This is a genomic window from Pseudomonas sp. FH1 (genome assembly GCF_000510895.2).
Classification (GTDB): domain Bacteria; phylum Pseudomonadota; class Gammaproteobacteria; order Pseudomonadales; family Pseudomonadaceae; genus Aquipseudomonas; species Aquipseudomonas azotoformans_A.
This window is the reverse complement of sequence record NZ_AOHM01000002.1, coordinates 49,572-73,937: the sequence shown is the minus strand read 5'-3', so window position 1 is coordinate 73,937 and position 24,366 is coordinate 49,572. Positions and strand designations below refer to the sequence as shown.

General features: G+C 60.3%; 24 protein-coding genes. 16 read left to right on the top strand and 8 right to left on the bottom strand.

Annotated elements, in window-relative coordinates:
* Positions 1-58 precede the first annotated feature (58 nt).
* Both H096_RS00960 and H096_RS00955 read left to right on the top strand, forming a co-directional pair.
* Complete coding sequence (locus tag H096_RS00960) at positions 59-1,405, top strand: carbohydrate porin (RefSeq protein ID WP_016975394.1); 1,347 nt, start codon at positions 59-61, stop codon at positions 1,403-1,405.
* 102 nt (positions 1,406-1,507) lie between these two features.
* Positions 1,508-2,353 (top strand): D-hexose-6-phosphate mutarotase, encoded by an 846-nt coding sequence (locus tag H096_RS00955; RefSeq protein WP_033896323.1) that lies wholly within the window; start codon positions 1,508-1,510, stop codon positions 2,351-2,353.
* A 157-nt stretch (positions 2,354-2,510) separates the two neighbouring features.
* On the opposite strand, the gene H096_RS00950 is transcribed toward H096_RS00955, so the two are convergent.
* Positions 2,511-3,371, bottom strand: coding sequence for a MurR/RpiR family transcriptional regulator (locus tag H096_RS00950; protein WP_191982987.1), 861 nt, complete (start codon positions 3,369-3,371; stop codon positions 2,511-2,513).
* Positions 3,372-3,591: 220 nt separating this feature from the next.
* Between H096_RS00950 and zwf the strand changes: the two genes are divergently transcribed.
* From zwf to H096_RS00935, 3 genes are read left to right on the top strand one after another with little or no spacing between them, the layout of a single operon-like run.
* The gene (gene zwf, locus H096_RS00945) at positions 3,592-5,058 is read left to right on the top strand and encodes a glucose-6-phosphate dehydrogenase (RefSeq protein ID WP_033896321.1); all 1,467 of its coding nucleotides are present in this window, start codon (positions 3,592-3,594) and stop codon (positions 5,056-5,058) included.
* Positions 5,045-5,758: a 6-phosphogluconolactonase gene (pgl, locus tag H096_RS00940; RefSeq protein WP_033896320.1), complete on the top strand. Its 714-nt coding sequence runs from the start codon at positions 5,045-5,047 to the stop codon at positions 5,756-5,758. Before zwf ends, pgl begins: the two co-directional genes overlap by 14 nt.
* A gap of 17 nt (positions 5,759-5,775) precedes the next feature.
* Positions 5,776-6,441, top strand: a complete 666-nt coding sequence (locus H096_RS00935) for a bifunctional 4-hydroxy-2-oxoglutarate aldolase/2-dehydro-3-deoxy-phosphogluconate aldolase (protein WP_025858441.1) — start codon at positions 5,776-5,778, stop codon at positions 6,439-6,441.
* A gap of 93 nt (positions 6,442-6,534) precedes the next feature.
* Here H096_RS00935 and H096_RS00930 read toward each other — a convergent pair whose 3' ends face one another.
* Positions 6,535-7,710: an aminotransferase class V-fold PLP-dependent enzyme gene (locus tag H096_RS00930; RefSeq protein ID WP_033896319.1), complete on the bottom strand. Its 1,176-nt coding sequence runs from the start codon at positions 7,708-7,710 to the stop codon at positions 6,535-6,537.
* A gap of 11 nt (positions 7,711-7,721) precedes the next feature.
* The gene (locus H096_RS00925) at positions 7,722-7,958 is read right to left on the bottom strand and encodes a DUF3820 family protein (protein WP_010208204.1); all 237 of its coding nucleotides are present in this window, start codon (positions 7,956-7,958) and stop codon (positions 7,722-7,724) included.
* 205 nt (positions 7,959-8,163) lie between these two features.
* Between H096_RS00925 and H096_RS00920 the strand changes: the two genes are divergently transcribed.
* Entirely contained in the window at positions 8,164-8,631 is a 468-nt protein-coding gene (locus H096_RS00920; protein ID WP_033896318.1) for a PA2169 family four-helix-bundle protein, read from the top strand.
* A gap of 55 nt (positions 8,632-8,686) precedes the next feature.
* Here the strand turns inward: H096_RS00920 and H096_RS00915 are convergent, their stop codons facing one another.
* Together H096_RS00915 and H096_RS00910 are read right to left on the bottom strand one after the other, a co-directional pair.
* Entirely contained in the window at positions 8,687-9,157 is a 471-nt protein-coding gene (locus tag H096_RS00915) for a MaoC family dehydratase (protein ID WP_010208208.1), read from the bottom strand.
* Between the two features lie 57 nt (positions 9,158-9,214).
* Entirely contained in the window at positions 9,215-10,159 is a 945-nt protein-coding gene (locus tag H096_RS00910) for an alpha/beta hydrolase (RefSeq protein WP_033896317.1), read from the bottom strand.
* A 210-nt stretch (positions 10,160-10,369) separates the two neighbouring features.
* Between H096_RS00910 and fadD2 the strand changes: the two genes are divergently transcribed.
* Entirely contained in the window at positions 10,370-12,058 is a 1,689-nt protein-coding gene (gene fadD2, locus H096_RS00905) for a long-chain-fatty-acid--CoA ligase FadD2 (RefSeq protein WP_033896316.1), read from the top strand.
* A gap of 412 nt (positions 12,059-12,470) precedes the next feature.
* The gene (fadD1, locus tag H096_RS00900; RefSeq protein WP_033896315.1) at positions 12,471-14,162 is read left to right on the top strand and encodes a long-chain-fatty-acid--CoA ligase FadD1; all 1,692 of its coding nucleotides are present in this window, start codon (positions 12,471-12,473) and stop codon (positions 14,160-14,162) included.
* 45 nt (positions 14,163-14,207) lie between these two features.
* On the opposite strand, the gene H096_RS00895 is transcribed toward fadD1, so the two are convergent.
* Entirely contained in the window at positions 14,208-14,585 is a 378-nt protein-coding gene (locus H096_RS00895) for a hypothetical protein (protein ID WP_033896314.1), read from the bottom strand.
* 200 nt (positions 14,586-14,785) lie between these two features.
* On the opposite strand from H096_RS00895, the gene H096_RS00890 reads away from it, so the two are divergent.
* The 3 genes from H096_RS00890 to def all read left to right on the top strand — a co-directional run bounded on the left by H096_RS00890 (position 14,786) and on the right by def (position 16,635).
* Complete coding sequence (locus H096_RS00890; protein WP_016973106.1) at positions 14,786-14,971, top strand: CsbD family protein; 186 nt, start codon at positions 14,786-14,788, stop codon at positions 14,969-14,971.
* A gap of 170 nt (positions 14,972-15,141) precedes the next feature.
* Complete coding sequence (locus H096_RS00885) at positions 15,142-16,092, top strand: YihY/virulence factor BrkB family protein (protein WP_016975971.1); 951 nt, start codon at positions 15,142-15,144, stop codon at positions 16,090-16,092.
* Positions 16,093-16,095: 3 nt separating this feature from the next.
* On the top strand, positions 16,096-16,635 hold the full coding sequence (def, locus tag H096_RS00880) for a peptide deformylase (RefSeq protein WP_033896313.1): 540 nt from the start codon (positions 16,096-16,098) through the stop codon (positions 16,633-16,635).
* 66 nt (positions 16,636-16,701) lie between these two features.
* Here def and H096_RS00875 read toward each other — a convergent pair whose 3' ends face one another.
* Both H096_RS00875 and H096_RS00870 read right to left on the bottom strand, forming a co-directional pair.
* Positions 16,702-17,520: a class I SAM-dependent methyltransferase gene (locus tag H096_RS00875; RefSeq protein ID WP_033896312.1), complete on the bottom strand. Its 819-nt coding sequence runs from the start codon at positions 17,518-17,520 to the stop codon at positions 16,702-16,704.
* A 59-nt stretch (positions 17,521-17,579) separates the two neighbouring features.
* On the bottom strand, positions 17,580-18,017 hold the full coding sequence (locus tag H096_RS00870; RefSeq protein ID WP_033896311.1) for a GNAT family N-acetyltransferase: 438 nt from the start codon (positions 18,015-18,017) through the stop codon (positions 17,580-17,582).
* A gap of 301 nt (positions 18,018-18,318) precedes the next feature.
* On the opposite strand from H096_RS00870, the gene H096_RS00865 reads away from it, so the two are divergent.
* The 5 genes from H096_RS00865 (at position 18,319) to H096_RS00845 (ending at position 24,360) form a co-directional block, all read left to right on the top strand.
* Entirely contained in the window at positions 18,319-19,248 is a 930-nt protein-coding gene (locus tag H096_RS00865) for a fatty acid desaturase (RefSeq protein WP_033896310.1), read from the top strand.
* Between the two features lie 9 nt (positions 19,249-19,257).
* Positions 19,258-20,049, top strand: a complete 792-nt coding sequence (locus H096_RS00860; protein WP_033896309.1) for a PhnD/SsuA/transferrin family substrate-binding protein — start codon at positions 19,258-19,260, stop codon at positions 20,047-20,049.
* A 108-nt stretch (positions 20,050-20,157) separates the two neighbouring features.
* Positions 20,158-20,667, top strand: a complete 510-nt coding sequence (locus tag H096_RS00855; RefSeq protein WP_033896308.1) for a sigma-70 family RNA polymerase sigma factor — start codon at positions 20,158-20,160, stop codon at positions 20,665-20,667.
* Positions 20,664-21,608, top strand: a complete 945-nt coding sequence (locus H096_RS00850) for a FecR domain-containing protein (RefSeq protein ID WP_033896307.1) — start codon at positions 20,664-20,666, stop codon at positions 21,606-21,608. Before H096_RS00855 ends, H096_RS00850 begins: the two co-directional genes overlap by 4 nt.
* Positions 21,609-21,723: 115 nt before the next feature.
* Positions 21,724-24,360, top strand: coding sequence for a TonB-dependent receptor (locus H096_RS00845; protein WP_033896306.1), 2,637 nt, complete (start codon positions 21,724-21,726; stop codon positions 24,358-24,360).
* Positions 24,361-24,366: the final 6 nt, after the last annotated feature.

The window sequence follows — 24,366 nt, the reverse complement described above, 5'->3', positions numbered from 1 at the left end:
AAAAGTAAACCGCGTTAGATAAAAACAGTTTAATAACAATAAAGACGAGGATGTAGGGATGAAAAAGCAACACAACAACACTCGGCTGATCTGCCAAATGTCAGCTGCAGCAGCCCTGGTTCTGTCCGCCAATGCGATGGCGGCCGATGCATTCAGTGCTGATTCGAAATGGATGACCGGCGACTGGGGTGGTGAGCGTACCAAGCTGATCGAGCAAGGTATCGACATCAAGGCTGACTACGTTGGGGAGATGGGCTACAACGCCAAAGGTGGTTACAACAACGACAAGACCGGTCGTTACTCCGATCAATTCGGTCTGGGCGTAGCACTGGACCTGCAAAAGTTGTGGGGTTGGGATAACACCCAAGCCAAGATCCAGTTGACCAACCGTAATGGCCAGAATATCTCCAATGACCGTATTGGCGACCCGCGTGCCGGCACCTTGAGTTCGTCTCAAGAAGTCTACGGGCGTGGCCACATGGTGCGTCTGACCCAGTTCTGGATCCAGCACCAGATGTTCGACAACAAGCTGGACGTGAAACTCGGTTACTTCGGTGAAGGCGAAGACTTCAACACCTTCCCGTGCGACTTCCAGAACCTGTCGTTCTGCGGCTCGCAAGTGGGTAACTACGTAAACACCTGGTACAACTGGCCGGTTAGCCAGGCGGCGATCCGCGTGAAGTACAACATCACGCCTGAGCTGTATGCGCAAATCGGTGCGTACAACCAGAACCCGTCGCAGTTGGAGCACGGCAACGGCTTCAAACTCAGCGGCAGCGGCACCAAAGGCACCGTAATTCCGGTGGAATTGGTCTGGTCGCCGAAGGTCAACAACCTGCCGGGCGAATACCGTGTGGGTTACTACAAAAGTGCCGCCGATGCTTCGGACGTTCGTGAAGATATCAACGGCAACGATGCAGCAACCACTGGCGCGGCTTACCGTACCCGCAGCAGCAAGAAAGGCTACTGGTTCGTTGCCCAACAGCAACTCACCACGCATAACGGCGATGCTTCCCGCGGCCTGAACATCGCCGCCAACGCTACCTTCCACGACAAAGAAACCAACCTGGTCGATAACTATCAGTCGATCATGCTGGTGTACAAAGGGCCATTCGACGCGCGTCCAAAAGATGACGTCGGTATCGGCGTCGCTCGCCTGCACGTCAACGATGACGTGAAGAAGAACTCTGAGCTGCTCAACGCCGCCAATGGTGTAAGCGACTACGATAACCCGCTGTACACGCCGATCCGTGAGACTGAATACAACGTTGAACTCAACTACGGTTTCCACGTCACCAACTGGCTGACCGTGCGTCCAAACCTGCAATACGTCGTGCAGCCTGGCGGCGTGGATAAAGTCGACAACGCGTTGGTAGCCGGCCTGAAAATTCAGTCTACGTTCTAACGCTGTTGCGATAAGCTCCTTCTCTCTGTGCGCATTTTGCGGGTAGCCATGGCTACCCGCTTTTTTTGGGCAGCACTGTGAAGACATTCAGGACTGTGGCACATGCATGAGCAACCGCTGCAACGCTTTTTCAAATCCCTGCGCGAGCGTCCGGTGTTCGCCTGGGAACGCTTCCAGATGCGTGACGTGTTGGTGATCGACCATCCGCTGTGCCAGGCGGTGTTCAGCCGCCAGGGCGCGCAATTGCTGCACTTTCAGCCTACCGGTCAAAAGCCTTGGCTGTGGTGTGCAGCCAAGTGGCCGCAAGTGGGCGCCATCCGAGGCGGCATACCGGTGTGCTGGCCGTGGTATGGCCGTCACCCGAGCGAAAATGCCTGGCCGTCCCATGGCTGGGCGCGGCTGATCGACTGGAAACTGCTCGACAGCGGCACCGACGACGACGGCGTACGCCTGCACTGGCAACTGCAGCTGTGTGACTGGCAGGTGGACCTGCATGCACACTTGGGCGAAACCCTGGAATTGCGCTTGAGTACCGAGCATCAGGACGAGCTGCCGTGCCAATTGAGCCACGCTTTGCATGCTTACTGGCGTATTGGTCACGTTGATGAGGTAGCGCTGTCTGGGCTTGAGGGCGCGCAAGGTTACGACCAGCTCAATCGCCAGGTTTGCCAGCAGGAAGGCGAGCTACGCGTGGAGGGTGGTTGCCAGCGGGTGTTCCAGCATGACGGCGAATTGCAGCTCAAGGACCATGCCTGGCAGCGTGAGCTGTGTATCGATACGGGCGACAGCGCCGACACCGTGGTGTGGCATCCGGGCAGCCGGCCGCTGTTGGGCGTGAGCTTCAACGAGGCGTCGGGGTTTGTGTGCGTGGAGTCGGCGATGGCCGGGGCCAGCCTGGCGCCGGGAGAGCGGGCGCATCTTAGCCTGCAGGCGCGGGCTGGGGTTTAGCGGTGCTGGTATCTGTGGCGAGGGAGCTTGCTCCCGCTGGGCTGCGAAGCAGCCCCAATAAGGTCACCGCATTCTTTCAGTAAGGACTCGGTTGCCTGATTTAGGGCCGCTTCGCGCCCCAGCGGGAGCAAGCTCCCTCGCCACAGGGGGAGCGTTATTAGTTGAACTCATCCCCCACCGGATACCGGCTGTCATTCAAACTCTCTTTGATCTTGCGCAAATGCGGCTGGAAATCCACGCCACGGCGCAAGGTCATGCCGGTTGCCAGTACATCCAGCACCGTCAATTGGATGATCCGCGAGGTCATCGGCATGTAGATGTCAGTGTCTTCCGGCAACGGAATATTCAGGCTTAACGTACTGGCCTTGGCCAGCGGTGAGTTCTCGGCGGTCACGCCCAGCACGGATGCGCCGTTTTCCCGCGCGATGCGCGCCACTTCCACCAGCTCACGGGTGCGTCCGGTGTAGGAAATGATCACGAACAACTCGCCCGTGTGTGCCACCGAGGCGATCATGCGCTGCATCAGTACATCGGCATGCGCCGTCACTGCCAGGTTAAAGCGGAAGAACTTGTGCAGCGCATCCATCGCCACCGGGGCCGAGGCGCCCAGGCCGAAGAAGTGGATCTGCCGCGCCTGGATCAACAGGTCCACGGCTTTGCTGATCAAGTTCGGGTCCAGCGCCTGGCAGGCACTGTCCAGGGACGCGATGGCACTGCCAAAGATCTTCTGCGTGTAAGCCTCCGGGTTATCATCGGCCTCCACTGCACGGCTGACATACGCGGCACCACTGGCCAGGCTTTGCGCCAACTGCAATTTCAGCTCAGGGTAACCGCTCACGCCGAACGAACGACAGAAACGGTTGACCGTCGGTTCACTGACCGAGGCAGCCTGGGCGAGGGCGGCGATAGAGAAGCGGGTCGCCTGCTGCGGGTTGAGCAGGATGACCTCGGCGACTTTTTTCTCGGCCTTGTTCAATTCTTCGAGGCGGTTCCGGATCTGTTCCAGAAGATTTCGCACGCGGTCCATTCAGTCTTTCCTTCGGGCGACGATGCAAATAAAAAGGTGGCAACCAATCGACGAGTGGCCTTTTGTGGTGGCCTATCCTACTGAGGGTAGCTGAACACCACCACTCGGAATGCGTATTTCGGGAAAATGTTGTGGTTATTACTACATTTTTCCTTGAGTGATGCCTTGAAAAAAGGTATTTGTAGCTTAACTTGATAAAAGAACAAACATCATGCCTTCGATAACCGTAGAACCCTGCACCTTTGCCCTGTTTGGCGCCTTGGGTGATCTGGCGCTGCGCAAGTTATTTCCTGCCCTCTATCAACTCGATGGCGCCGGACTGCTGCACGACGATACGCGCATCCTGGCCCTGGCCCGTGAAGCCGGTTCCGAGCAACAGCACCTGGCCCATATCGAACACGCCCTGCGCGAATTCGTCGGCAAGGAGCTGGACGAAGCCATTGCCCAGCGTTTCCTGGCACGCCTCACTTATGTGCACGTCGATTTCCTGAAGGCCGATGACTACGTGGCCCTGGCGGACATCGCCGGCACCGAGCAACGCCTGATTGCCTACTTCGCCACCCCGGCGGCGGTGTATGGCGCGATCTGCGAGAACTTGTCCAAGGTCGGCCTGGCGGAAAACACCCGCGTGGTGCTGGAAAAACCCATCGGTTCGGACCTGGAGTCCTCGCGCAAGGTCAACGACGCCGTGGCGCAGTTTTTCCCGGAAAACCGCACCTACCGCATCGACCACTACCTGGGCAAAGAGACGGTCCAGAACCTGATCGCCCTGCGTTTCGCCAACAGCCTGTTCGAAACCCAGTGGAACCAGAACTACATTTCCCACGTGGAAATCACCGTGGCCGAGCAGGTCGGTATCGAAGGCCGTTGGGGCTACTTCGACAAGGCCGGCCAGCTGCGCGACATGATCCAGAACCACCTGCTGCAGCTGCTGTGCCTGATCGCCATGGACCCGCCGGCCGACTTGTCCGCCGACAGCATCCGCGATGAGAAGGTCAAGGTGCTCAAGGCCCTGGCGCCGATCAGCCCGGACGGCCTGACCACCCAGGTGGTGCGCGGCCAGTACATCGCTGGCTACAGCGCCGGCAAACCGGTGCCGGGTTACCTGGAAGAAGAGAACTCCAACACCCAGAGCGACACCGAGACCTTCGTCGCCCTGCGTGCCGATATCCGCAACTGGCGTTGGGCCGGGGTGCCGTTCTACCTGCGTACCGGCAAGCGTATGCCGCAAAAGCTGTCGCAGATTGTTATCCACTTCAAGGAACCGTCCCACTACATCTTCGCCCCGGAACAGCGCCTGCAGATCAGCAACAAGCTGATCATCCGCCTGCAACCGGACGAAGGTATTTCCTTGCGCGTGATGACCAAGGAGCAGGGCCTGGACAAGGGCATGCAACTGCGCAGCGGCCCGCTGCAACTGAATTTTTCCGACACCTACCGCAGCGCCCGCATCCCGGATGCCTACGAGCGGTTGTTGCTGGAAGTGATGCGCGGCAACCAGAACCTGTTTGTTCGCAAAGATGAAATCGAAGCCGCGTGGAAGTGGTGTGACCAGTTGATCGCCGGGTGGAAGAAATCCGGTGATGCGCCCAAGCCGTACGCGGCGGGGTCCTGGGGGCCGATGAGCTCCATTGCACTGATCACGCGGGATGGGAGGTCGTGGTATGGCGATATCTGATTTGAAACTGCCCCAGGGCGTAACTCCCCACGAGTACCGCACGCCGGTGCTGTTGGCGGAAGGCCTGGCGACTGACGTGGCCGAGCAACTGCGCACGGCCATCAGCGCCCGTGGCGAAGCGACCCTGGTGGTCTCCGGTGGCCGCAGCCCGGTGGCGTTTTTCCAGCACCTGGCCAAGCAGGGCCTGGATTGGTCCAAGGTCACCATCACCCTGGCCGACGAGCGCTGGGTGCCGGTGGAGCATGCCGACAGCAATGCCGGTTTGCTCAAGCAGCATCTGCTGCAAGGTCCGGCGGCCAAGGCCAAGTTCTTGAGCCTGTACAGCGCTGCGGCCAACCTTGAAGAAGCTGCCGAGCAGGCCGATCGCCTGCTGGGCGAATTGCCAGCCATTGATGTGTTGGTGCTGGGCATGGGCGATGACGGCCACACCGCGTCGCTGTTCCCCAACAGCCCGAACCTCGCCGAAGCACTGAAGGCCGACGGTATCCGCCGTTGCTGGCCGATGCTGGCGCCGACCGTGCCGCACCAACGCCTGACCATGAGTCGCGCATTGCTGGCCACGGCGAACTACACCGTGCTGTCGATCTCCGGCAGTTCGAAATTGACCACCTTGAGCGCCGCGCTGGCCAGTGACGACGTTGCTGCCATGCCGATTCGCGCGTTTCTGCAACCTACATTAGAGATTTACTGGTGCCCATGAGCCAAGGATCAGCCGCTATGAAAAGCCCTCAACCGACCGTGTCCATGGCGGATAAAGTTGCCTTGATCGACAGCCTCTGCGCCAAGGCGCGGATCCTGCCGGTGATCACCATCGCCCGCGAACAGGACATCCTGCCGCTGGCCGATGCCCTGGCAGCCGGTGGTTTGACCGCATTGGAAGTGACCCTGCGTTCCGAGTTCGGCCTCAAGGCCATTCAGGTGCTGCGCGAGCAACGCCCTGAACTGTGCACCGGTGCCGGCACCGTGCTCGACCGTCACATGCTTGAAGCCGCCGAAGTGGCTGGCTCGCAGTTCATCGTCACCCCAGGCATCACCCGCGACCTGCTGGAAGCCTCGGTACACAGCCCGATCCCGCTGCTGCCGGGCATCAGCAATGCCTCGGGCATCATGGAGGGTTATGGCCTGGGCTATCGCCGCTTCAAACTGTTCCCGGCCGAAGTCAGCGGCGGCGTGGCCGCGATCAAGGCCCTGGGTGGCCCGTTCGGCGAAGTGAAATTCTGCCCGACCGGCGGCGTCGGCCCGGCCAACATCAAAAACTACATGGCGTTGAAAAACGTGATGTGTGTGGGCGGTAGCTGGATGCTCGACCCTGAGTGGGTCAAGAACGGCGACTGGGCCCGCATCCAGGAAGTCACCGCCGAGGCGCTGGCGCTGCTGGATTGATCTGATTTACCGAATCGTTGTTGCTGTGCTTAACGGCATTTTTGCGGTGCACTTGGTCGGTGTACCGCTTTTTTTTGCCTGTTGAAAACGCGCCTAGCCGACGCTCAATTCGGTGATGGCTTTGACCAGCACGGCTATCTCCGCTGCCTGCGTCACCAACCCTGGCGTCACCCGGATACAGGTGCCAAACGACGCACCCACACGCGTCGTGGTGAACAGGTTGTAGTCCTTGAGCAAACGCTCCGTCATCACCTGCTGATCCTTCCCAATGAACTTGAACGCCGTTATCCCGCAATACAAGCGTGGATCGTCCGGCGTCAGCACCTCGATCCCCGGCAATTCCCGTACCTGGCTGACCCACAAGTTCCGCAAGTAATTCACTCGCGCGCCCTTGGCTGCCGCGCCGCCCAGTTGCCGATGTTCTTCAAGCACCAGCGGCAAGGTCATCAGCGCCGGGAAATTCGGCGTGCTGTAGGGCGTACGTGCGCGAACGTCGGTGGCGGGGTAGTGGAATTCGCCCATGTCCGGGTCGATGTCGGCCAGGCGCTCGGGAGCGATGTACAGGAAGCCCAAGGTCAGCGGGGCGCCAATCCACTTGTGCAGGTTGAAGCCGGCAAACTGGATACCCAGTTCGGCCAGGTTGAATTCGATCTGGCCCAGGGCATGGGCGCCGTCGAGGATCACATCGATACCCTGCTCGCGCGCCGCCTGGGCAATCGCGGCCACGGGCATGACCAGCCCGGTGCGGTGGGTCACGTGGGTCAGTGCCATCAGCTTCAAGCGCGGGTATTGCACGAATGCATCGCGATACGTCTGCACAAGGCTGTCGAAACTCGCCGGGTGCGTGTGGGACAGTTCGATGACTTCCACGCCGCGATAACCCGCCAGCCAACGCATGGCGCCTTTCACGGTGTCGTATTCGAGGTCGCTGATCAGCACCTGATCGCCCGGTTGCAGGCGGTTGTAGTTGCGGATCAGCGATTGCAGGGCTTCGGTGGCATTGCGGGTGAAGGCGACGGCGGCGGGGTCGACATCGATCAGTCCGGCCAGTTGGCGGCGGATCGCCTCGTTCTCACCGCGCTCGAAGTGCTGGCGTACATGCAGCGAGTTGCTGCGGTTGATAAACGCCACGTGTTCCAGGTACTGCGCCTGTACCGCTTGGCTCATACGGCCGAAGTAACCGTTTTCCAGGTTGATCGGGCCGGGCTCCAGCGCATACCGCTGGGCGATGGCGTGCCAGTGGTTTTCGTTGTCTGCATTCCTTGGCATGGCATGACTCTTTAATGGCGGGGGGCGGGTTTGCCGTGTTTGGCGCGCAGCGGTTCGAGCAATTCAGACAAGCCGTTGCTGTCGATTTCCTGCATCAGGGCCAGCAGCCCCCCCAGCTCGCCGTGGGGGAAACCTTCGCGGGCAAACCAGTTCAGGTACGGGCCGGGCAGGTCAGCGATGATCCGTCCCTTGTATTTGCCGAAGGGCATTTCGCGGGTGATCAGCAGTTCGAGTTTTTCGGGATTCATGAAGGCTCAGGTGTGTGTATCGAGACTTTGGAAAATACAGGCATTCTGCATGAAGGCCAAATGACAGATCATGCAAATAACGTACGTACAGATGGTTCAATTTATCGTAACTAATTGAAATTAAAGGATAAGTTGTTTTGTTAAAACCTGGCACGGGCGCTGCAACCATTAAGACAACCTTCTAACCCGTACAAGGAATTGAAAAATGACTGACATCAATAAAGAATCGATCTCCGTACTGAACGACCTGATCGAGACCAGCATCGACGGCCAAAAGGGTTTCAAGGAGTGCGCTGAAGACATCAAGCACCCAGAACTCAAAGCCCTGTTCGCCAAGCGTTCTGCCGACTGCGCCACCGCCGCCGCAGAACTGAAAACCGCCGTACGTGCCTTGGGCGGTGATCCGGAAGATTCCGGCAGCGTGGCCGGTGCACTGCATCGCGGCTGGGTCGACGTGAAGTCGATGCTCACCGGCAAGGATGAAGAAGCGGTGTTGAACGAAGCCGAGCGCGGTGAAGACCACGCCCTGAAGGCTTATAAAGATGCGATCGAGAAGATCAACAAGCACAACCTGCTGGGTATTCGTGACCTGGTTGAGCGTCAGTACCACGGCGTACAACGCAACCACGATCAGGTGAAAGCCCTGCGTAACCAGGCTCGCGCTCAGTCTTGAGGCGTAGCTGAATAGAAAAAGCCCCGCCGATGCGGGGCTTTTTTATGCGTCAGGATCAGCCAATGCTGATCGGCGGCAACTCGGTCAAGGTCACGACTTGCTGCTTACGCGGCGCCAGGATCTCCGCCTCGCCGTCCACCACCAGCTCATCACGCTGGTTGAACACACGAGTGGCGATGCGAACGCGGAATTTCGGTAGCTTCTCGAGGATTTCCAGGCGCACGGTCAGGGTGTCGCCAATCTTCACCGGCTTCTGGAAGCTCATCTGCTGGCCGATGTAGATGGTGCCCGGCCCAGGCAATTCGCAGGCCACGGCCGCGCTGATCAGGGCGCCGCTGAACATGCCATGGGCGATACGCTCCTTGAACATGGTCGCCTTGGCGTACTCGGCGTCCAGGTGCACCGGGTTGTGGTCACCGGACATCGCGGCGAACAGCTGGATATCGCGCTCTTCCACCAACTTGCTGTAGCTGGCGGTCTGGCCGACTTCGAGGGCTTCGTACGGGGTGTTGGTTACCTGGGTCATCTAAAGGTGCATCCTGTGGCTAATCGGTAATTTAATTGACTGATTTTAAACGATAAATTATTCGCAGCGGGCCGGCCTGCGCAGTGTCAGCGCTTGGTCGAGCCACGCCAGCACATCCGCTGTGACAGCGTCGCGGTTGGTTTCGTTGAACACTTCATGGCGCGCCTGCGGGTAGACAGTCAGTTGCAGGTGCTGGCAGCTGGCGTCGCGCAAGGCGTCGGCCAGACTGTTGAGACGCTTGCCCTCACTCACCGGATCACATTCGCCGCCCATCACCAGGATCGGCAGGCCCGGATCGATCTGCGCGAGATTGGACGCTTTGCTGATCTGCTGCAAGCCGCCGAGCAGGTCGATCCAGAGCTGATTGGTGCAGCGGAACCCGCACAGGGGGTCGTTGATGTACTTGTCCACCTCATCCGGGTCACGGCTGAGCCAGTCGAACGCGGTGCGATTGGGTTTGAAGGCTTTGTTGAACGAGCCAAACGACAGGAATTCGATCAGCGCACTGCGCCCGCGCAAGCCCTGGCGCAGGCGCTCTATGCGTGCAATCACCCGAGCGGCGCGATAGAGCGCCACGGGTTGGAAGTTCGAGCCGCTGAGAATCGCCCCATGCAGGCTGGCGCTGTGGTGCAGCAGGTAGGCCTGGGCGATATAGCTGCCCATGCTGTGGCCCAGCAGAATGATCGGCAACCCCGGTTGCTGCTGGCCGATATGCTGGTTGAGACTGGCCAGGTCGCCCACCACTTTGTTCCAGCCATCCGTTTCGGCGTACAGGCCCAAGGTACCTTCATCGGCGGTACGGCCATGGCCACGCTGGTCCAGCGCATACAGACCGTAGCCTGCGCCGCACAGGGCCTGGGCCAGGCGTGCATAGCGCCCACTGTGTTCGGCCATGCCATGGGACAGCATCACCACGGCCTTGGCGGGGCCCTCGGGCATCCATTGATTGACGTACAGGCGGCTGCGGTCATTCGCGGTCAGCCAGAAGGTGCTGTGGTTCATGGCGCTTCCTTTGCTCAGGGTCGTTGCAGTGTATAGCTCATCTGTTGAGGGACTGGGTATCTGCCTACGCATCAGCGGCAAGATTCATACAATCAATGACACGATTTAGCGTATTTGCCTGTTTGGCCATAGCTGCTAACGTCCCCAAAGCTCCGCTTTTTATAGCGTTAGGAAAGCGGCCGGACACACTCAGGTAAGAGGACAAGAATAATGCAACCTGATTTCTGGAATGACAAACGCGCGGCGGGCGTTCCCAATGACATCGACCTGTCGGCCTACAAGTCGGTGATCGAGGTCTTCGAGCGTTCCTGCAAGGCTTTTGCCGACCGTCCGGCATTCAGCAACATGGGCATCACCCTGACTTACGCCGAGCTTGAGCGCCAGAGTGCGGCGTTCGCCGGTTACCTGCAACAGCACACCGACCTCAAGCCGGGCGACCGCATTGCGGTGCAGATGCCCAACGTGCTGCATTACCCGATTGCCGTGTTCGGCGCCTTGCGCGCCGGGCTGATCGTGGTCAACACCAACCCGCTGTATACCCCGCGCGAGATGCGCCACCAGTTCAAGGACGCCGGCGTGCGTGCGCTGGTCTACCTCAACCTGTTCGGCTCGCGCGTGCAGGAGGTGTGTAGCGACATCGAGATCGACTACCTGATCGAAGCCAAGATGGGCGATTTCATGCCCGCCGCCAAAGGCTGGCTGGTCAACACCCTGGTCGACAAGGTCAAAAAGATGGTCCCGGCCTACAGCCTGCCGCGCGCGGTGTCGTTCAAGCGCGCCTTGCACATGGGCGCGGGCCTGGGCGTGACGCGCCACCCGGTGACCCTGGACGATATCGCCGTGCTGCAATACACCGGCGGCACCACCGGCCTGGCCAAGGGCGCGATGCTGACTCACGGCAACCTGGTGGCAAACATGCAGCAGGTGCGCGCTTGTATGTCCCAGACCGGTGAGGACGGCCACCCGCTGATCAAGGAAGGGCAGGAGGTGATGATCGCGCCGCTGCCGCTGTACCACATCTATGCGTTCACGGCGAACTGCATGTGCATGATGGTCTCGGGCAATCACAACGTGCTGATCACCAACCCACGGGACATCGGCGGCTTTATCAAGGAGCTGAAAAAGTGGCGTTTCACCGGGCTGCTGGGGCTCAACACGCTGTTTGTGGCGTTGATGGACCATCCTGATTTCAAGTCCCTGGATTTCTCCCACCTCAAGCTCACCAATTCCGGCGGCACCGCATTGATCAAGGCCACCGCCGAGCGCTGGCAGCAGATCACCGGTTGCGCCATCGGCGAGGGCTACGGTCTGACGGAAACCTCTCCGGTGGCCAGTACCAACCCCTACGGCAACAAATCCCGCCTGGGCACCGTGGGCATCCCGGTGCCGGCCACGGCGATGAAAGTGATCGATGACCAGGGCGTCGAGTTGCCACTGGGCGAGCGCGGCGAGTTGTGCATCAAGGGCCCGCAGGTGATGAAGGGCTACTGGCAGCAACCGGCCGCGACCGCCGAGGCGCTGGACGCCGAAGGTTGGCTCAAGACCGGTGACATTGCAGTGATCGACGAGGATGGCTTTGTGCGCATCGTCGACCGCAAGAAAGACCTGATCATTGTGTCGGGCTTCAACGTCTACCCCAACGAGATTGAAGACGTGGTGATGGCCCACCCGGCGGTGGCCAACTGCGCGGTGATCGGCGTGCCGGACGAGCGCACGGGGGAGGCGGTGAAGCTGTTTGTGGTGGCGCGGGCTGAGGGGGTGAGCCTTGAGGAGTTGAAGGCCTACTGCAAGACCAACTTCACCGGGTACAAGGTGCCCAAGCATATTGTGCTGCGCGAGTCGTTGCCGATGACGCCGGTGGGCAAGATTTTGCGCAGAGAGTTGCGCGACATCGCCTGACCTTGAATTGAAATGCAATAAAGTGTGGGAGCGGGCTTGCTCGCGAATGCGGTGTAGCAGTCGACCTATCTGGTGACTGATACACCGCATTCGCGAGCAAGTCGAATCGTCGCACCGCCGCTCCCACATTTGCTATTCGGTGTTCTGAAGGCCTTGTTCCAGAGCCTTTTGTGGGGTGATTTTGGTCCTGTTTATAGTGTGACCGAATATTGTAGGACAGTCGCGTTTATGACCACAGGGCCCACCTTTGGCTCTAGGCGACCTTTGGCAAAGCTGCTACTCTCGGCGCGCTTTGTGACGTCTCGGCCTGCTTGAAAGCGCCAGATTCACCTAAAAAAACATACACCAATAATAATCGCATCAAATGCGATGATGAATTCGCGTCGCTGACGTCGCTGAGGAGTGGGCTTCCATGAACGAAGACTTTTGGAAGGATAAGTACCCCGCCGGGATTGCTGCACAAATCAATCCAGACGAGTATCCGAATATTCAGGCGGTACTGAAGCAGTCCTGCCAGCGCTTCGCCAACAAACCGGCTTTCAGCAACCTGGGCAAGACCATCACCTACGGTGAATTGTACGAATTGTCCGGCGCCTTCGCCGCGTACCTGCAACAGCACACCGACTTGAAGCCCGGCGATCGCATCGCCGTGCAACTGCCCAACGTCCTCCAGTACCCGGTTGCCGTGTTCGGCGCCATCCGTGCCGGCCTGATCGTGGTCAACACCAACCCGCTGTACACCGCGCGGGAAATGGAACACCAATTCAACGACTCCGGTGCCAAGGCCCTCGTCTGCCTGGCCAACATGGCGCACCTGGCGGAAAAGGTCGTGCCCAAGACCGCCGTCAAGCACGTGATCGTCACCGAAGTCGCCGACCTGTTGCCGCCGCTCAAGCGCCTGCTGATCAACAGCGTCATCAAGTACGTGAAGAAGATGGTCCCGGCGTATCACTTGCCCCAGGCGATCAAATTCAACGACGTGCTGGCCAAGGGGCACGGCCAACCGGTCAACGACGTCAGCCCGGCCAGTGGCGACGTGGCCGTGCTGCAATACACCGGCGGCACCACCGGTGTGGCCAAGGGCGCGATGCTCACCCACCGCAACCTGGTCGCCAACATGTTGCAGTGCAAGGCGCTGATGGGTTCCAACCTCAACGAAGGTTGCGAGATCCTGATCACGCCGCTGCCGCTTTATCACATCTATGCGTTCACCTTTCATTGCATGGCGATGATGCTGATCGGCAACCACAACATCCTGATCAGCAACCCGCGGGACCTGCCGGCGATGGTCAAGGAACTGTCGAAGTGGAAGTTCAGCGGCTTTGTCGGCCTGAACACCCTGTTCGTGGCGCTGTGCAACAACGAGGCGTTCCGCAAGCTGGACTTCTCCGCGCTGAAAGTCACCCTGTCCGGCGGCATGGCCCTGCAATTGGCCGCCGCCGAGCGCTGGAAGGCCGTGACCGGCTGTGGCATCTGCGAAGGCTACGGCATGACCGAAACCAGCCCGGTGGCCACCGTGAACCCGATCCAGCACATCCAGATCGGCACCATCGGCATTCCGGTGCCGTCCACCGTGTGCAAAGTCATCGCTGACGACGGCACTGAACTCGCCCTGGGTGAAACCGGCGAGCTGTGCGTGAAGGGCCCGCAAGTGATGAAGGGCTACTGGCAGCGCCAGGACGCCACCGACGAAATGCTCGACAGCGAAGGCTGGCTCAAGACCGGTGACATCGCGATCATCCAGCCCGACGGCTATATGCGCATTGTCGACCGCAAGAAGGACATGATCCTGGTCTCTGGCTTCAACGTGTACCCCAACGAGCTGGAAGATGTACTGGCAGGCCTGCCGGGCGTGTTGCAGTGTGCGGCCATCGGTGTGCCGGACGAGAAGTCCGGGGAACACATCAAGCTGTTCATTGTGGTCAAGCCGGGCGCGACCCTGACCAAGGACCAGGTGATGGAGCACATGCGCGCCAACGTCACCGCCTACAAGGTGCCCAAGGCCGTGGAATTCCGCGATGCGTTGCCGACCACCAACGTGGGCAAGATCCTGCGGCGTGAGTTGCGTGATGAAGAGCTGAAGAAGCTCGGTCTTAAAAAGTAACCCATAAAAAACCCCGCCGAAGCGGGGTTTTTTATTGAAGGGGGGTTACAGGGCGAAATGCGCGAAGCTCACGTTAGCACCTGTTGGCCGCACATCCTTCAAGAACGAGTCCTTGTCGGCGCTCAGCTCCAGCGTGATCTCTGGCTTGCGCTTGTTCGCATTGCGCACCACCAACCCTTCGATGTGCTCACGCAAAAACGCGGTCGGCACCTTCAGGTGCAGCAACTGGTCGGTCTCGGCGTTGTGCATCAACAGATGGATCCACTCGTACTGGCCCACGGCAATACGGCCCACCGGCAGGTCGAACCACCAGATGTTGCGTTTGCGGTCCAGGTCGGTGAAGTGGCAGTTGTTGACGCCGAGTACGGCACCGCCCAGTTCGGTGTTTCGGCGGGCGATGGCCTGTGCTTTATTGAGTTTCATAACCTTCCTACGGGATCTGTTATTCAGCGTTTGAGCCTGAATGTGCCGGGCATTCTCAGGGGTTGGCGGCAAAACATAAAGCCAAACCTGCGGCTGGCGATGAAATGCGTGGGCAAAAATAATTGAAACTCTGCCGAACGGCCTCGGGTCAATCTCTAGGTAATGACCAAAACCCTTGATTGTTCTTACGGAGAAATACCATGGGCAGCACAGCGGATAAGGCAAAAGGTTTGAAAGACGAAGCCGTCGGCAACATCAAGCAAGGCGTCGGCAAAGTCACCGGTAACGACAAACTGCGCGCTGAAGGCGTGGTGCAGGAAAAGAAAGGCCAAGTCGAAAAAGCAGTTGGCGACACCAAGGACGCTGTGAAAAAAGCGACCAAGTAAGCGCGTTTTCAAGCAGTCCAAACGGCCATCCACGGATGGCCGTTTTTATGTCACATGCGGTGATTAAAGTTTCGAAATTGTTTCAAGGTCGCCAAATAGGCTACCTTGATGTAGAAAACGGCCCCTGAGTCGCCCACGAACTCAACCTTTTTGCGGCGAAAGGAGACGCTATGATTTTTCCGGTTCTCGATGGTCTCAAGCTGCACAAAGTGCTGCTGCGCACCGTCAAGGAATTCGTCGATGACGAAATGCCCACCTACGCCTCGGCACTGGCCTACCAGATGCTGTTCTCGCTGTTTCCCTTCCTGCTGTTCCTGATTGCCCTGATCGGTTTCCTGCACCTGCCGGACTTCTTCACCTGGCTGCGCCTGCAGTCGGAACTGGTGTTGCCGCCCCAGGCCCTGGAGCAGGTCAACCCGGTGATCGACCAGTTGCAGCAATCCAAGGGTGGCCTGCTCTCGGTAGGTATCGTGATCGCGCTGTGGACGGCCTCGGCTGGCGTGCGCCTGATGATGAGCGCGATGAACGCCGCTTATGACGTGGTTGAAGGCCGGCCGATCTGGAAGCGCTTCCCGCTGTCGATTTTCTACACCGTTGGCATCGCCGGCATGTTGCTGGCCGCCGCTGCGCTGATGGTGCTGGGCCCGCAGGTAATGGAATGGCTGGCCGGTCAGATCGGCATGCAGGAATTCGTGGTGACCTTGTGGACCATCCTGCGCTGGCCGTTGATCGTGATTCTGCTGATGTTCGCCGTGGCCCTCATGTACTACGTGATGCCCGACGTCGAGCAGAAATTCCGCTTCATCACCCCAGGCTCAGTGCTGGCGGTGGTGGTATGGATCGTCGCGTCGCTGGGTTTTGGCTACTACGTCAAAACCTTTGCCGACTACAACGCCATGTATGGCAGTATCGGCGCGATCATCGTGTTGCTCCTGTACTTCTACATTTCGGCCGCTGTGTTGCTGCTGGGCGCGGAGATGAACGCGGTGATCGAGCACATGTCCGCCGAGGGCAAGGATCCGGGCGAAAAAGAATTCGATGAACCCGGCCACACCGATGAAAAACAGCACGTCTCAGGCCTCGGCCGGGACCACTCCAAGCCCACTGCCGATGAAGTCTGAGCGATGATCCGTGAAATCCTGAAAATGGGCGACGAACGCCTGCTGCGCATCGCGCCTCCGGTCCCGCCGGAAATGTTCGACAGCCCCGAGCTGTGGCAATTGATCGACGACATGTTCCAGACCATGGAACACGTAGGCGGCGTCGGCCTGGCCGCGCCGCAGATCGGTGTCGACCTGCAATTGGTGATCTTCGGCTTCGAAGCCAGCGAACGCTACCCGGACGCGCCGCCGGTGCCGCAGACGATTTTGATCAACCCACTGATCACACCACTGAGCCCGGTGCTGGAAGAGGGCTATGAAGGCTGCCTGTCCGTGCCGGGTTTGCGGGGGGCGGTGGACCGTTACCAACAGATTCGTTATGAGGGTTTTGACCCAAAGGGCGAGCCGATTGTGCGCATCGCCGAGGGCTTTCATGCGCGGGTGGTGCAGCATGAATGCGATCACCTGATCGGCCGGTTGTATCCGTCGCGGATTACCGACTTCACCAAGTTCGGCTTTATCGAAGTGCTGTTCCCGGACATGGATCCCACGGCTGACGACTAGCTTTCAAGCCCAGTGTATTCCAACTGTGGGAGCCAGCTCCCACAGTTGGAATACATTACAAACGGATTACTGGGTGGGCTTGATGAACCGCAACGTCATCCGATCCGACTCCCCGATCGCCACATACTTCGCCTTATCCTGTTCGCCCAATCTCAGCGTCGGCGGTAACGTCCACACGCCTGCCGGGTAATCCTTGGTGTCCTTCGGATTGGCATTCACCTCGCTCTGTCCCGCCAGCTTGAACCCGGCATCGGTCGCCAGTTTCACCACCTGTGCGGTGGTCAGGTAGCCGCTGTCCTTGATCGCTTCCAGATCCGCCCCATCCTTGGCCCGGTGATCTTCCACGCCCAGCACGCCGCCCGGTTTCAGTACCTTGTAGAACGCACTGAACGTGGCCGGCGCAGTGCCTGCCTCGACCCAGTTATGCACATTGCGGAAGGTCAGTACGGCATCCGCCGAAGCCGGCTTGCCGAACACCGGCGCCTTGGGATCGAACTCGACCACCTCGGCCTTGGCGTAGCGAGCGGGATCAGCCGCGAATTTCTTCTTCAGGTTCTCTTCAGACGTGCGCGCGTAGGCGCTGCTGCTCGCCGCCTGCACCGCTGCGACGTAATGCCCATGATCCTTGAGCAACGGCGCCAGCAGTTCGCTGTACCAACCGCCACCGGGGGTAATTTCGATCACCGTCTGCTTGGCGCCCAGGCCAAAGAACTCCAGCGTCTGTTGCGGATGGCGATAGCTGTCGCGGGCGCTGTTGGCCGGGTCGCGCCAACTGCCGCCAAGCACGCTCTGGTACTGCTTGGCGGTAATGGGCGCGTCGGCTGCCTGGCCCAAGACTGGAACGAGCAGGGCGGTGAGGGAGAGAGCTGCAAGCGTCGTTTTCATGATCATCCTGTAAAGGGCCACTGTGCCGCCGAGGCTAGCATGGGGCCTGCAGGCGCCGATCACACATTATCTGCGGTCGACCTCACCAAACGATCTAAGCCCATCGCGATCATGGGTTTGTTGCGCTTGTAGCGTACCCAGCGTTCGCTGAGGGATTGCGGCAGCACGGTGTCCTGGGTGAAGCCCATCCGTTGATACAACCCTTCCAGGTCCGGATGACACAGCAACCACAGGGTGCCGTCGACATCGGCAACCGCGGCCTCGATCACCCGCGCCGCCAGCCCTTGGCCGCGATAGGCCGGGTCAACGAACACCCCGGTCAACCATTGCCCTCCCACCACCGGCGTCAGGCACAACCCGGCGACGATCTCTGCGTCCCGCGCCACCCACAAACGCCCACCCTTGAGCGCCTTCATCGACGAATTGTGGTTGCGGTAAAACTTGTTTAGCAGCGGCCACAGCGGCTCTGCCAGCGGTTCGATGTGCAATGGGGGCATGGTGTTCAGGCAGCGTTATCCAGGGCCTTGGATTATAAGCGCCTTCTGCCGGGCAATAGGTGGTATACCCAGTGCTACATCCCCTGTCAGTGGAGCATGCATCATGGCCAAAGGTATGGATTCAAAGAAAGCCGCGAAGAAAAAACCGGCAAAGACCGCCGATGAAAAACGCGCAGACAAAAAGGCCAAGAAGTCTGAAACCGGCCTTTTCGGTCACTGAGTTACAAGATTAGAACCAAACGATCTGCAAGATTTTCCCGCGCCATTGCACAGAGCAGGAAACACCTGCTCTGAGCGGCTGATGGCAAACTACCTTGATCTGACCCAACGCCGGGAAATCGAAGCCCTGGCCAGCACCTTTATCGCAAGAACCGAATGGCCGACCTGGCTGCTGCTGATCGGCGTGTACGCCGGTTGGTTTGCCGTGATCCTGGGCAGCCATTGGCTGGGCCTGGGGTTGAGCCTCTTGCTGCTGATTCCAATCGTGACGCTGTGGCTGTCGGTGCAACACGAATTGCTCCACGGCCATCCCACCCGTTCGTTGCGACTCAATAAACTGCTCGGCTACGCGCCCTTTGCGGTGTGGTACCCGTACACGCTGTACCGCGACAGTCACTTGCTGCACCACAACGACGAAGACTTGACCTTGCCGGGCATCGACCCGGAAAGCCGGTACCTCAACCAGCAGCAATGGGATAACAGTTCGCTGTTCGAGCGTGGCGTGCATTGGCTGACCAAGACGGTACTGGGCCGCTTCGTGTTGGCTGCGCCCTTGGCAATCGCCCGTTTGGCCTGTCACGAATATCGGCGCCTGCCTCAGGTATGGCCGATGTGGCTGGCCCACAGCGCCGTCACCGTGTTGATGCTGAGTTTCATCGCCCATTACAGCGCGCTCTCGGTGTGGCATTACCTGCTGCTGGTCAGCGTGCCGGCCTTGTCCCTGGCGTCGATCCGTTCCTACTATGAACACCGCCCGCACCCGCAGCCGGAGCAACGCACCGTGCTCAACGAAGCGTCCTGGCCGTGGACCTGGCTGTTCCTCAACAACAACCTGCACCTGGTGCACCACGACCTGCCGAAACTGCCCTGGTACTTGCTGCCCACGGTCTACCGTGCCCGACGTGAGCAATGGGTGGCGCGCAGCGGCGGTTTCCTGGTGCAAGGCTACGGCCAGTTGATCAGCCGCCACGGCCTCAAGGCCATCGACAGCCCCCGGCACCCTTTTGCGTGAGAGATGACCATGAGTGACCACTACGCCGAGCTGCTGATGTATGTCGCGCCCGAGCCGATCGAGCAGGCCAACCAGCAGTGGCTTGCGCGCATCCTCGACCACCTGAACCTGGGGCGGCGCAATGCCGATCACCTTGACCTGCACGGTCTGTGGCTTGCGCCTGAATTGCTCCTGACCCAGACCTGCGGTTATCCGCTGATGACCCAGCTGCGCGGCCAGGTCCGTGTCATTGGCCGACCGTGCTACGAGTCGCCCCATAGCAGCCAAGGCGAGCATTGCAGCCTGTTGCTGACTCGCGATGACAACCCACGTCACACCCTGGCGGACTTCTACAACAGCCGTGGCGTGATCAACGGCCACGATTCCAACAGCGGCATGAACCTGCTGCGCGAACGCCTGGCCCCCTTGCAACGCGACGGGCGCTTCTTCGCCAACGTCGCCATCAGCGGCGCCCACCGCGAGAGCCTGCGTTGGCTGCGCGAAGACCGCGCCGACCTGGCGGCCATCGACAGTGTCACCTACGACTACCTCGCCCGTTTTGCGCCGCAGGACGTGGCGGGACTGCGCATCGTCACGCGCAGCGCACCGAGCCCGACCTTGCCCTATATCGGTCCAGTGGGCTTGAGCGATGAGCAGGTGATTCAGATCCGTCAGGCCATGAACCAGGCACTGCAGGATTTACCGCAGATGGCCGAGACGCTGGGCCTGCAGGCCGTACTGCCCGCCAGTGAAGACGACTACCAAGTGCTGTTGGGCTACGAGCAACAAGCCGCCAGCGCGGGCTACCCAGTGCTTCAATAAGGTTATATAAAAATACCTTTTAAATATTATTAAAGAATAAGCAGCCTTGCTAGGATCGCTCCACCGGAACACCGGACATAACGCGCAACCTACTCAGATGGAGCCACTATGTCCGGCGCCGACACTTCTCACAGCGATTACGTGGGCGGATTGTTCCGCAGTCATTACGACTGGCTGTGCAGCCGTTTGCACCGCCACCTCGATTCCCGCGCCCACGCCGAAGACATCGCCGCCGACACCTTCGTCCAGCTGCTGAGTGCGCCGGGGGTGATGCCCATTCGCCAGCCACGTGCGCTGCTCACCACCATCGCCCAGCGGCTGATGTATCAACTGTGGCGCCGGCGTGATCTGGAACGGGCCTACCTCGACGCACTCGATAACGACGAAACCTCCACCGCGCCCTCTCCCGAAGAGCTGGCGCAAATGCTCGAAGCCCTGCAAGCCATCGACCAGTTACTCGACGGCTTGCCGGCCAAGGTCAAGGCGACCTTTTTGCTCTCGCAACTCAATGGCCTGACCTACCCGGAAATCGCCAGCGAACTGGGGATTTCCCAGCGCTCGGTCAGTGACTACATGACCCGCGCCTTCAACCGCTGCCTGCGGCTGTGCCTGGAATGAGCGACGAACTGATCGACAGCGCCACGCGCTGGTACGTGCTGTTGCGCTCCGGCCAAGCTTCGACGGGCGACTGGCAGCGCTATGAACAATGGCGCGCCGCCGACCCGCGTCATGACGCCCTGTGCCGACAGTTGGAAACCCGCTTGGGCGTGTTCCAGGTTCCCCAGGCGCAAGGGGTGAGTGGCAAGGTGTTGCAGCAGGCGCTGGAGGCACCGTCCAGTCGACGGCATGTGTTGCAGGTCGCGCTGGCCGGTGCTGGTGTGGCAGTTGGCGCGGCCTTGCTGGCCAAGCCGCTGGGCTTGCCATTGACTGAACTCACGGCGGATATCCGCACCGGTACCGGCGAGCGCCGCACCGTCGCGTTGGACGATGGCAGCGAATTGCTGCTCAACGCGCAGAGCGCGGCTGATATCCAGTTTGATCCGCAACGCCGGCTGATACGCCTGCGCGAGGGCGAGTTGCTGGCCAAGGTCGCCAGCGACCGCATCCGACCGTTTTTGATCCAGACCGACCAGGCGCGTCTGCGCGCCTACGGCAACCGTTTCCTGGTGCGTGAACGGCAAGGGCAGGGCCAGGTGGTTGCCCTCAACGGCGCACTGGAAATTGACGGCCAGCACGGCGAACGCCTGCAACTCGCCGCCGGCCATGAAGTGCATTACGACCGCGCCGGATTCGGCCCGGTGCAGGCCAGTTCCTCCGGGGCCACGGCCTGGGTCGATGGCTTCCTGCAAGTGCGCGACCGGCCACTGGCCGAAGTCATTGACGCACTGCGGCCCTATCACAATGGCGTGCTGCGCCTGGACCCCGCTGTGGCGGGCCTGCGCGTCAGTGGCTTGTACCGGTTGGACAACCCCCAGCAAATCCTCGACACCCTGGCGCGCACCTTGCCGATCCAAATCACCCGCCGCAGCGGTTTTTGGGTGACCGTCAATGCTGCGTGACCTCGGTTCTATCGACATAACCAAACGATCTGCAAGTTTTGCCCCCGCCGTCCCACATCACTCCCGTAAGCGCTGCGGGGAGCAGCGCCGTCGAGTTTCCTTGGGGGGAGCCAAAGTGAATCAGTTCAACCGTGTGCCGCTTCGAACCTTTGCCCTGGTGCCGTTGGCCAGCCTGTTGTTGTCGTTTGCCGCGAGTGCCGAAGAGGTGCGCCAGGTCTATCACATCGCACCAGGCCCGCTGGATGAAGTGCTGCTGAACATCAGCCGCCAAAGCGGCCAGGTGATCTCGTTTACGCCGCAGTTGGGTAACTATTCCTCGGCCAGCGTGGACGGTTCTCTGTCGGCGCAACAGGCCGTAGACGCTGCGCTCAAGGGCACCGGCCTGCAAGTCCAGGTGAGCCCGGACGGCGCGTTCATCATCAAGGAAGGCGCGAGCAAAAACGCCACCAGCAACGTCAACGCGCAAACCCGTGCAGCGCAAGCGCCGACCCTGGACCGCGTGGTCGCCATCGGCACCCGGCGCAGCGACGCCACTGCCCTGACCAGCGCCGCGCCGGTGGATGTGATCAACGCCGAAGAACTCAAGCAGACCGGCGCCACCAGCCTCAACCAGGCGCTGTTCCAACTGCTGCCGTCGTTCAACTTTCCGCAGAACCAGAGCGCCACCCGTGGCCAGAACCCCAAGGGCGCGTCCCTGCGTGGCCTGGCGCCGGACCAGACGCTGGTGCTGATCAACGGCAAGCGCCGTCATGCCTCGGCGGTGGTTAACATCTCCGGTGGCGTGCCGTTCATTGGCGCGCAGCCGGTGGACCTGGACATGATCCCCATCAGCAGCATCGACCACGTCGAAGTGCTGCGCGATGGCGCCTCGGCGCAATACGGCTCGGATGCGGTGGCGGGCGTGGTCAACATCGTGCTCAAGGAGCGTGACAGCGGTGGCCAGGTCAACACCCAACTGGGCAAGTACGCCCAGGGCGACGGCTTCAGCAAAACCACTGACGGTTGGTACGGCCTGGGGTTGCCGGGGGATGGCTTTCTCACCCTGAGCTTCAACACCCTCAACAACAAACCCACCGACATTGGCGACCAATACGTCGCCGACGGCCAGTTGCAAGACCCGCGCTGGGGCGGTGCCGGGCGCGATAAATTCAACCTGGCGGCCAACGCCGAAGTCGGCCTGAGCGACCAATGGCGCCTCTACAGTTTCGCCACCTTTGGCCAGGACAAATCGGTAAACAACACGCCGCCGTTGCTGGCGAATAATCCGAATAACGTGCCGGGCATTTACCCCAACGGCACCATTCCCAAATACCGCTACCGCTATGAAGACGGCGCACTCACCGTCGGCACCCGCTATGAAGACGACACGCTTGGCCGCTTTGACCTCAGCGCCACCTACGGTCGCGACAAGCACGATGAACTGGCCTTCAACACCGTCAACCCGAGCTACGGCCTGAACAGCCCGACCAAGTTTGACGTGGCGACACTGGTCAACGAGCAGACCAACCTTGGCCTGGATTACGCCAAGGACCTGGACGTCAACTGGTCGAGCCATCCGCTGACCGTCTCGGCAGGCATTGCCTACCGCCATGAGCAGTATCGTCTGGAGGAGGGCGACTACGAGTCCTACTCCTTTGGCGGCATCAACGGTGTGCAGGTCGGCGCGGTGCAAGCCTCCGGTCTCACACCAGACGACGCCGGCACCTACAAGCGGGATGTCGGCGGCGTTTACTTTGGCCTTGAGCACCAGCTCACCGACAAATTCCAGGTCGGCCTGGCCGGACGTACCGAGCACTACTCGGACTTCGGTTCGGCCACCACCGGCAAGCTCTCGGCGCGGTATGACTTCACGCCGCAGGTGGGCTTGCGTGCCACGGTGAACAACTCCTTCCGTGCGCCGACCCTGGGCCAGATCGGCACGTCGTGGACCACCACCACCAACGTCGACATCAACGGCAACCCGGTGCTGACGCGCATGTTGCCCGCCGACAACCCGGCCGCCCGTGCCTTGGGTGCCGAGCCGCTCAAGCCCGAGAAGTCCACCAACTATTCCCTGGGCTTGGTGTTGCGCCCGATTGAAAACGCTTCATTGACCATCGACGCCTACCAGATCTCGATTCGTGATCGCCTGCTCTACAGCGGCGGTATTTCCGGGCCACGTGCCGAACAGATCCTGCAGCAAGCCGGGTTTGGCCAGTACACCTGGGCGCAGTTCATGACCAACGCGGCCAATACCCGCACCCGTGGCGTCGACATCGTCGGCAAGTACAACCTGGACCTGGCGCAGTACGGCGCGTTGAGCCTGTCGGCCGGCTACACCAAGGCGCGCACCACGATTGAGAAGGTCCACGAAAACCCCAACGGCTTCGACATCCTCACCCGCGAAGCCCGTGGCTTCCTGGAACACGGCTACCCCGAAGACAAGCTGGTACTCGGTGCGACCCACCGCATCGGCGCATGGACCATCGCCCTCAGCGAAACCCGCTACGGCGAATACCGCAAATACGCCGCCAGCGAAGCCAACGCCCAGTACGACCAGACCTTCGGCGCACAGTGGAACACCGACCTGGACGTGAACTACGCCTTCACTAAACAACTGCGCTTGTCAGTCGGCGCCAACAACCTGTTCGACAGCAAGCCCGACGACTTCAACACCCGCCTGCGCCAGACCCCGGGCCAGCAGTACAGCTACTTGTCGCCGTCGGCGCCGGAAGGGGCGTTTTACTACACGCGGCTCAGTTATGACTTTTAACGAACA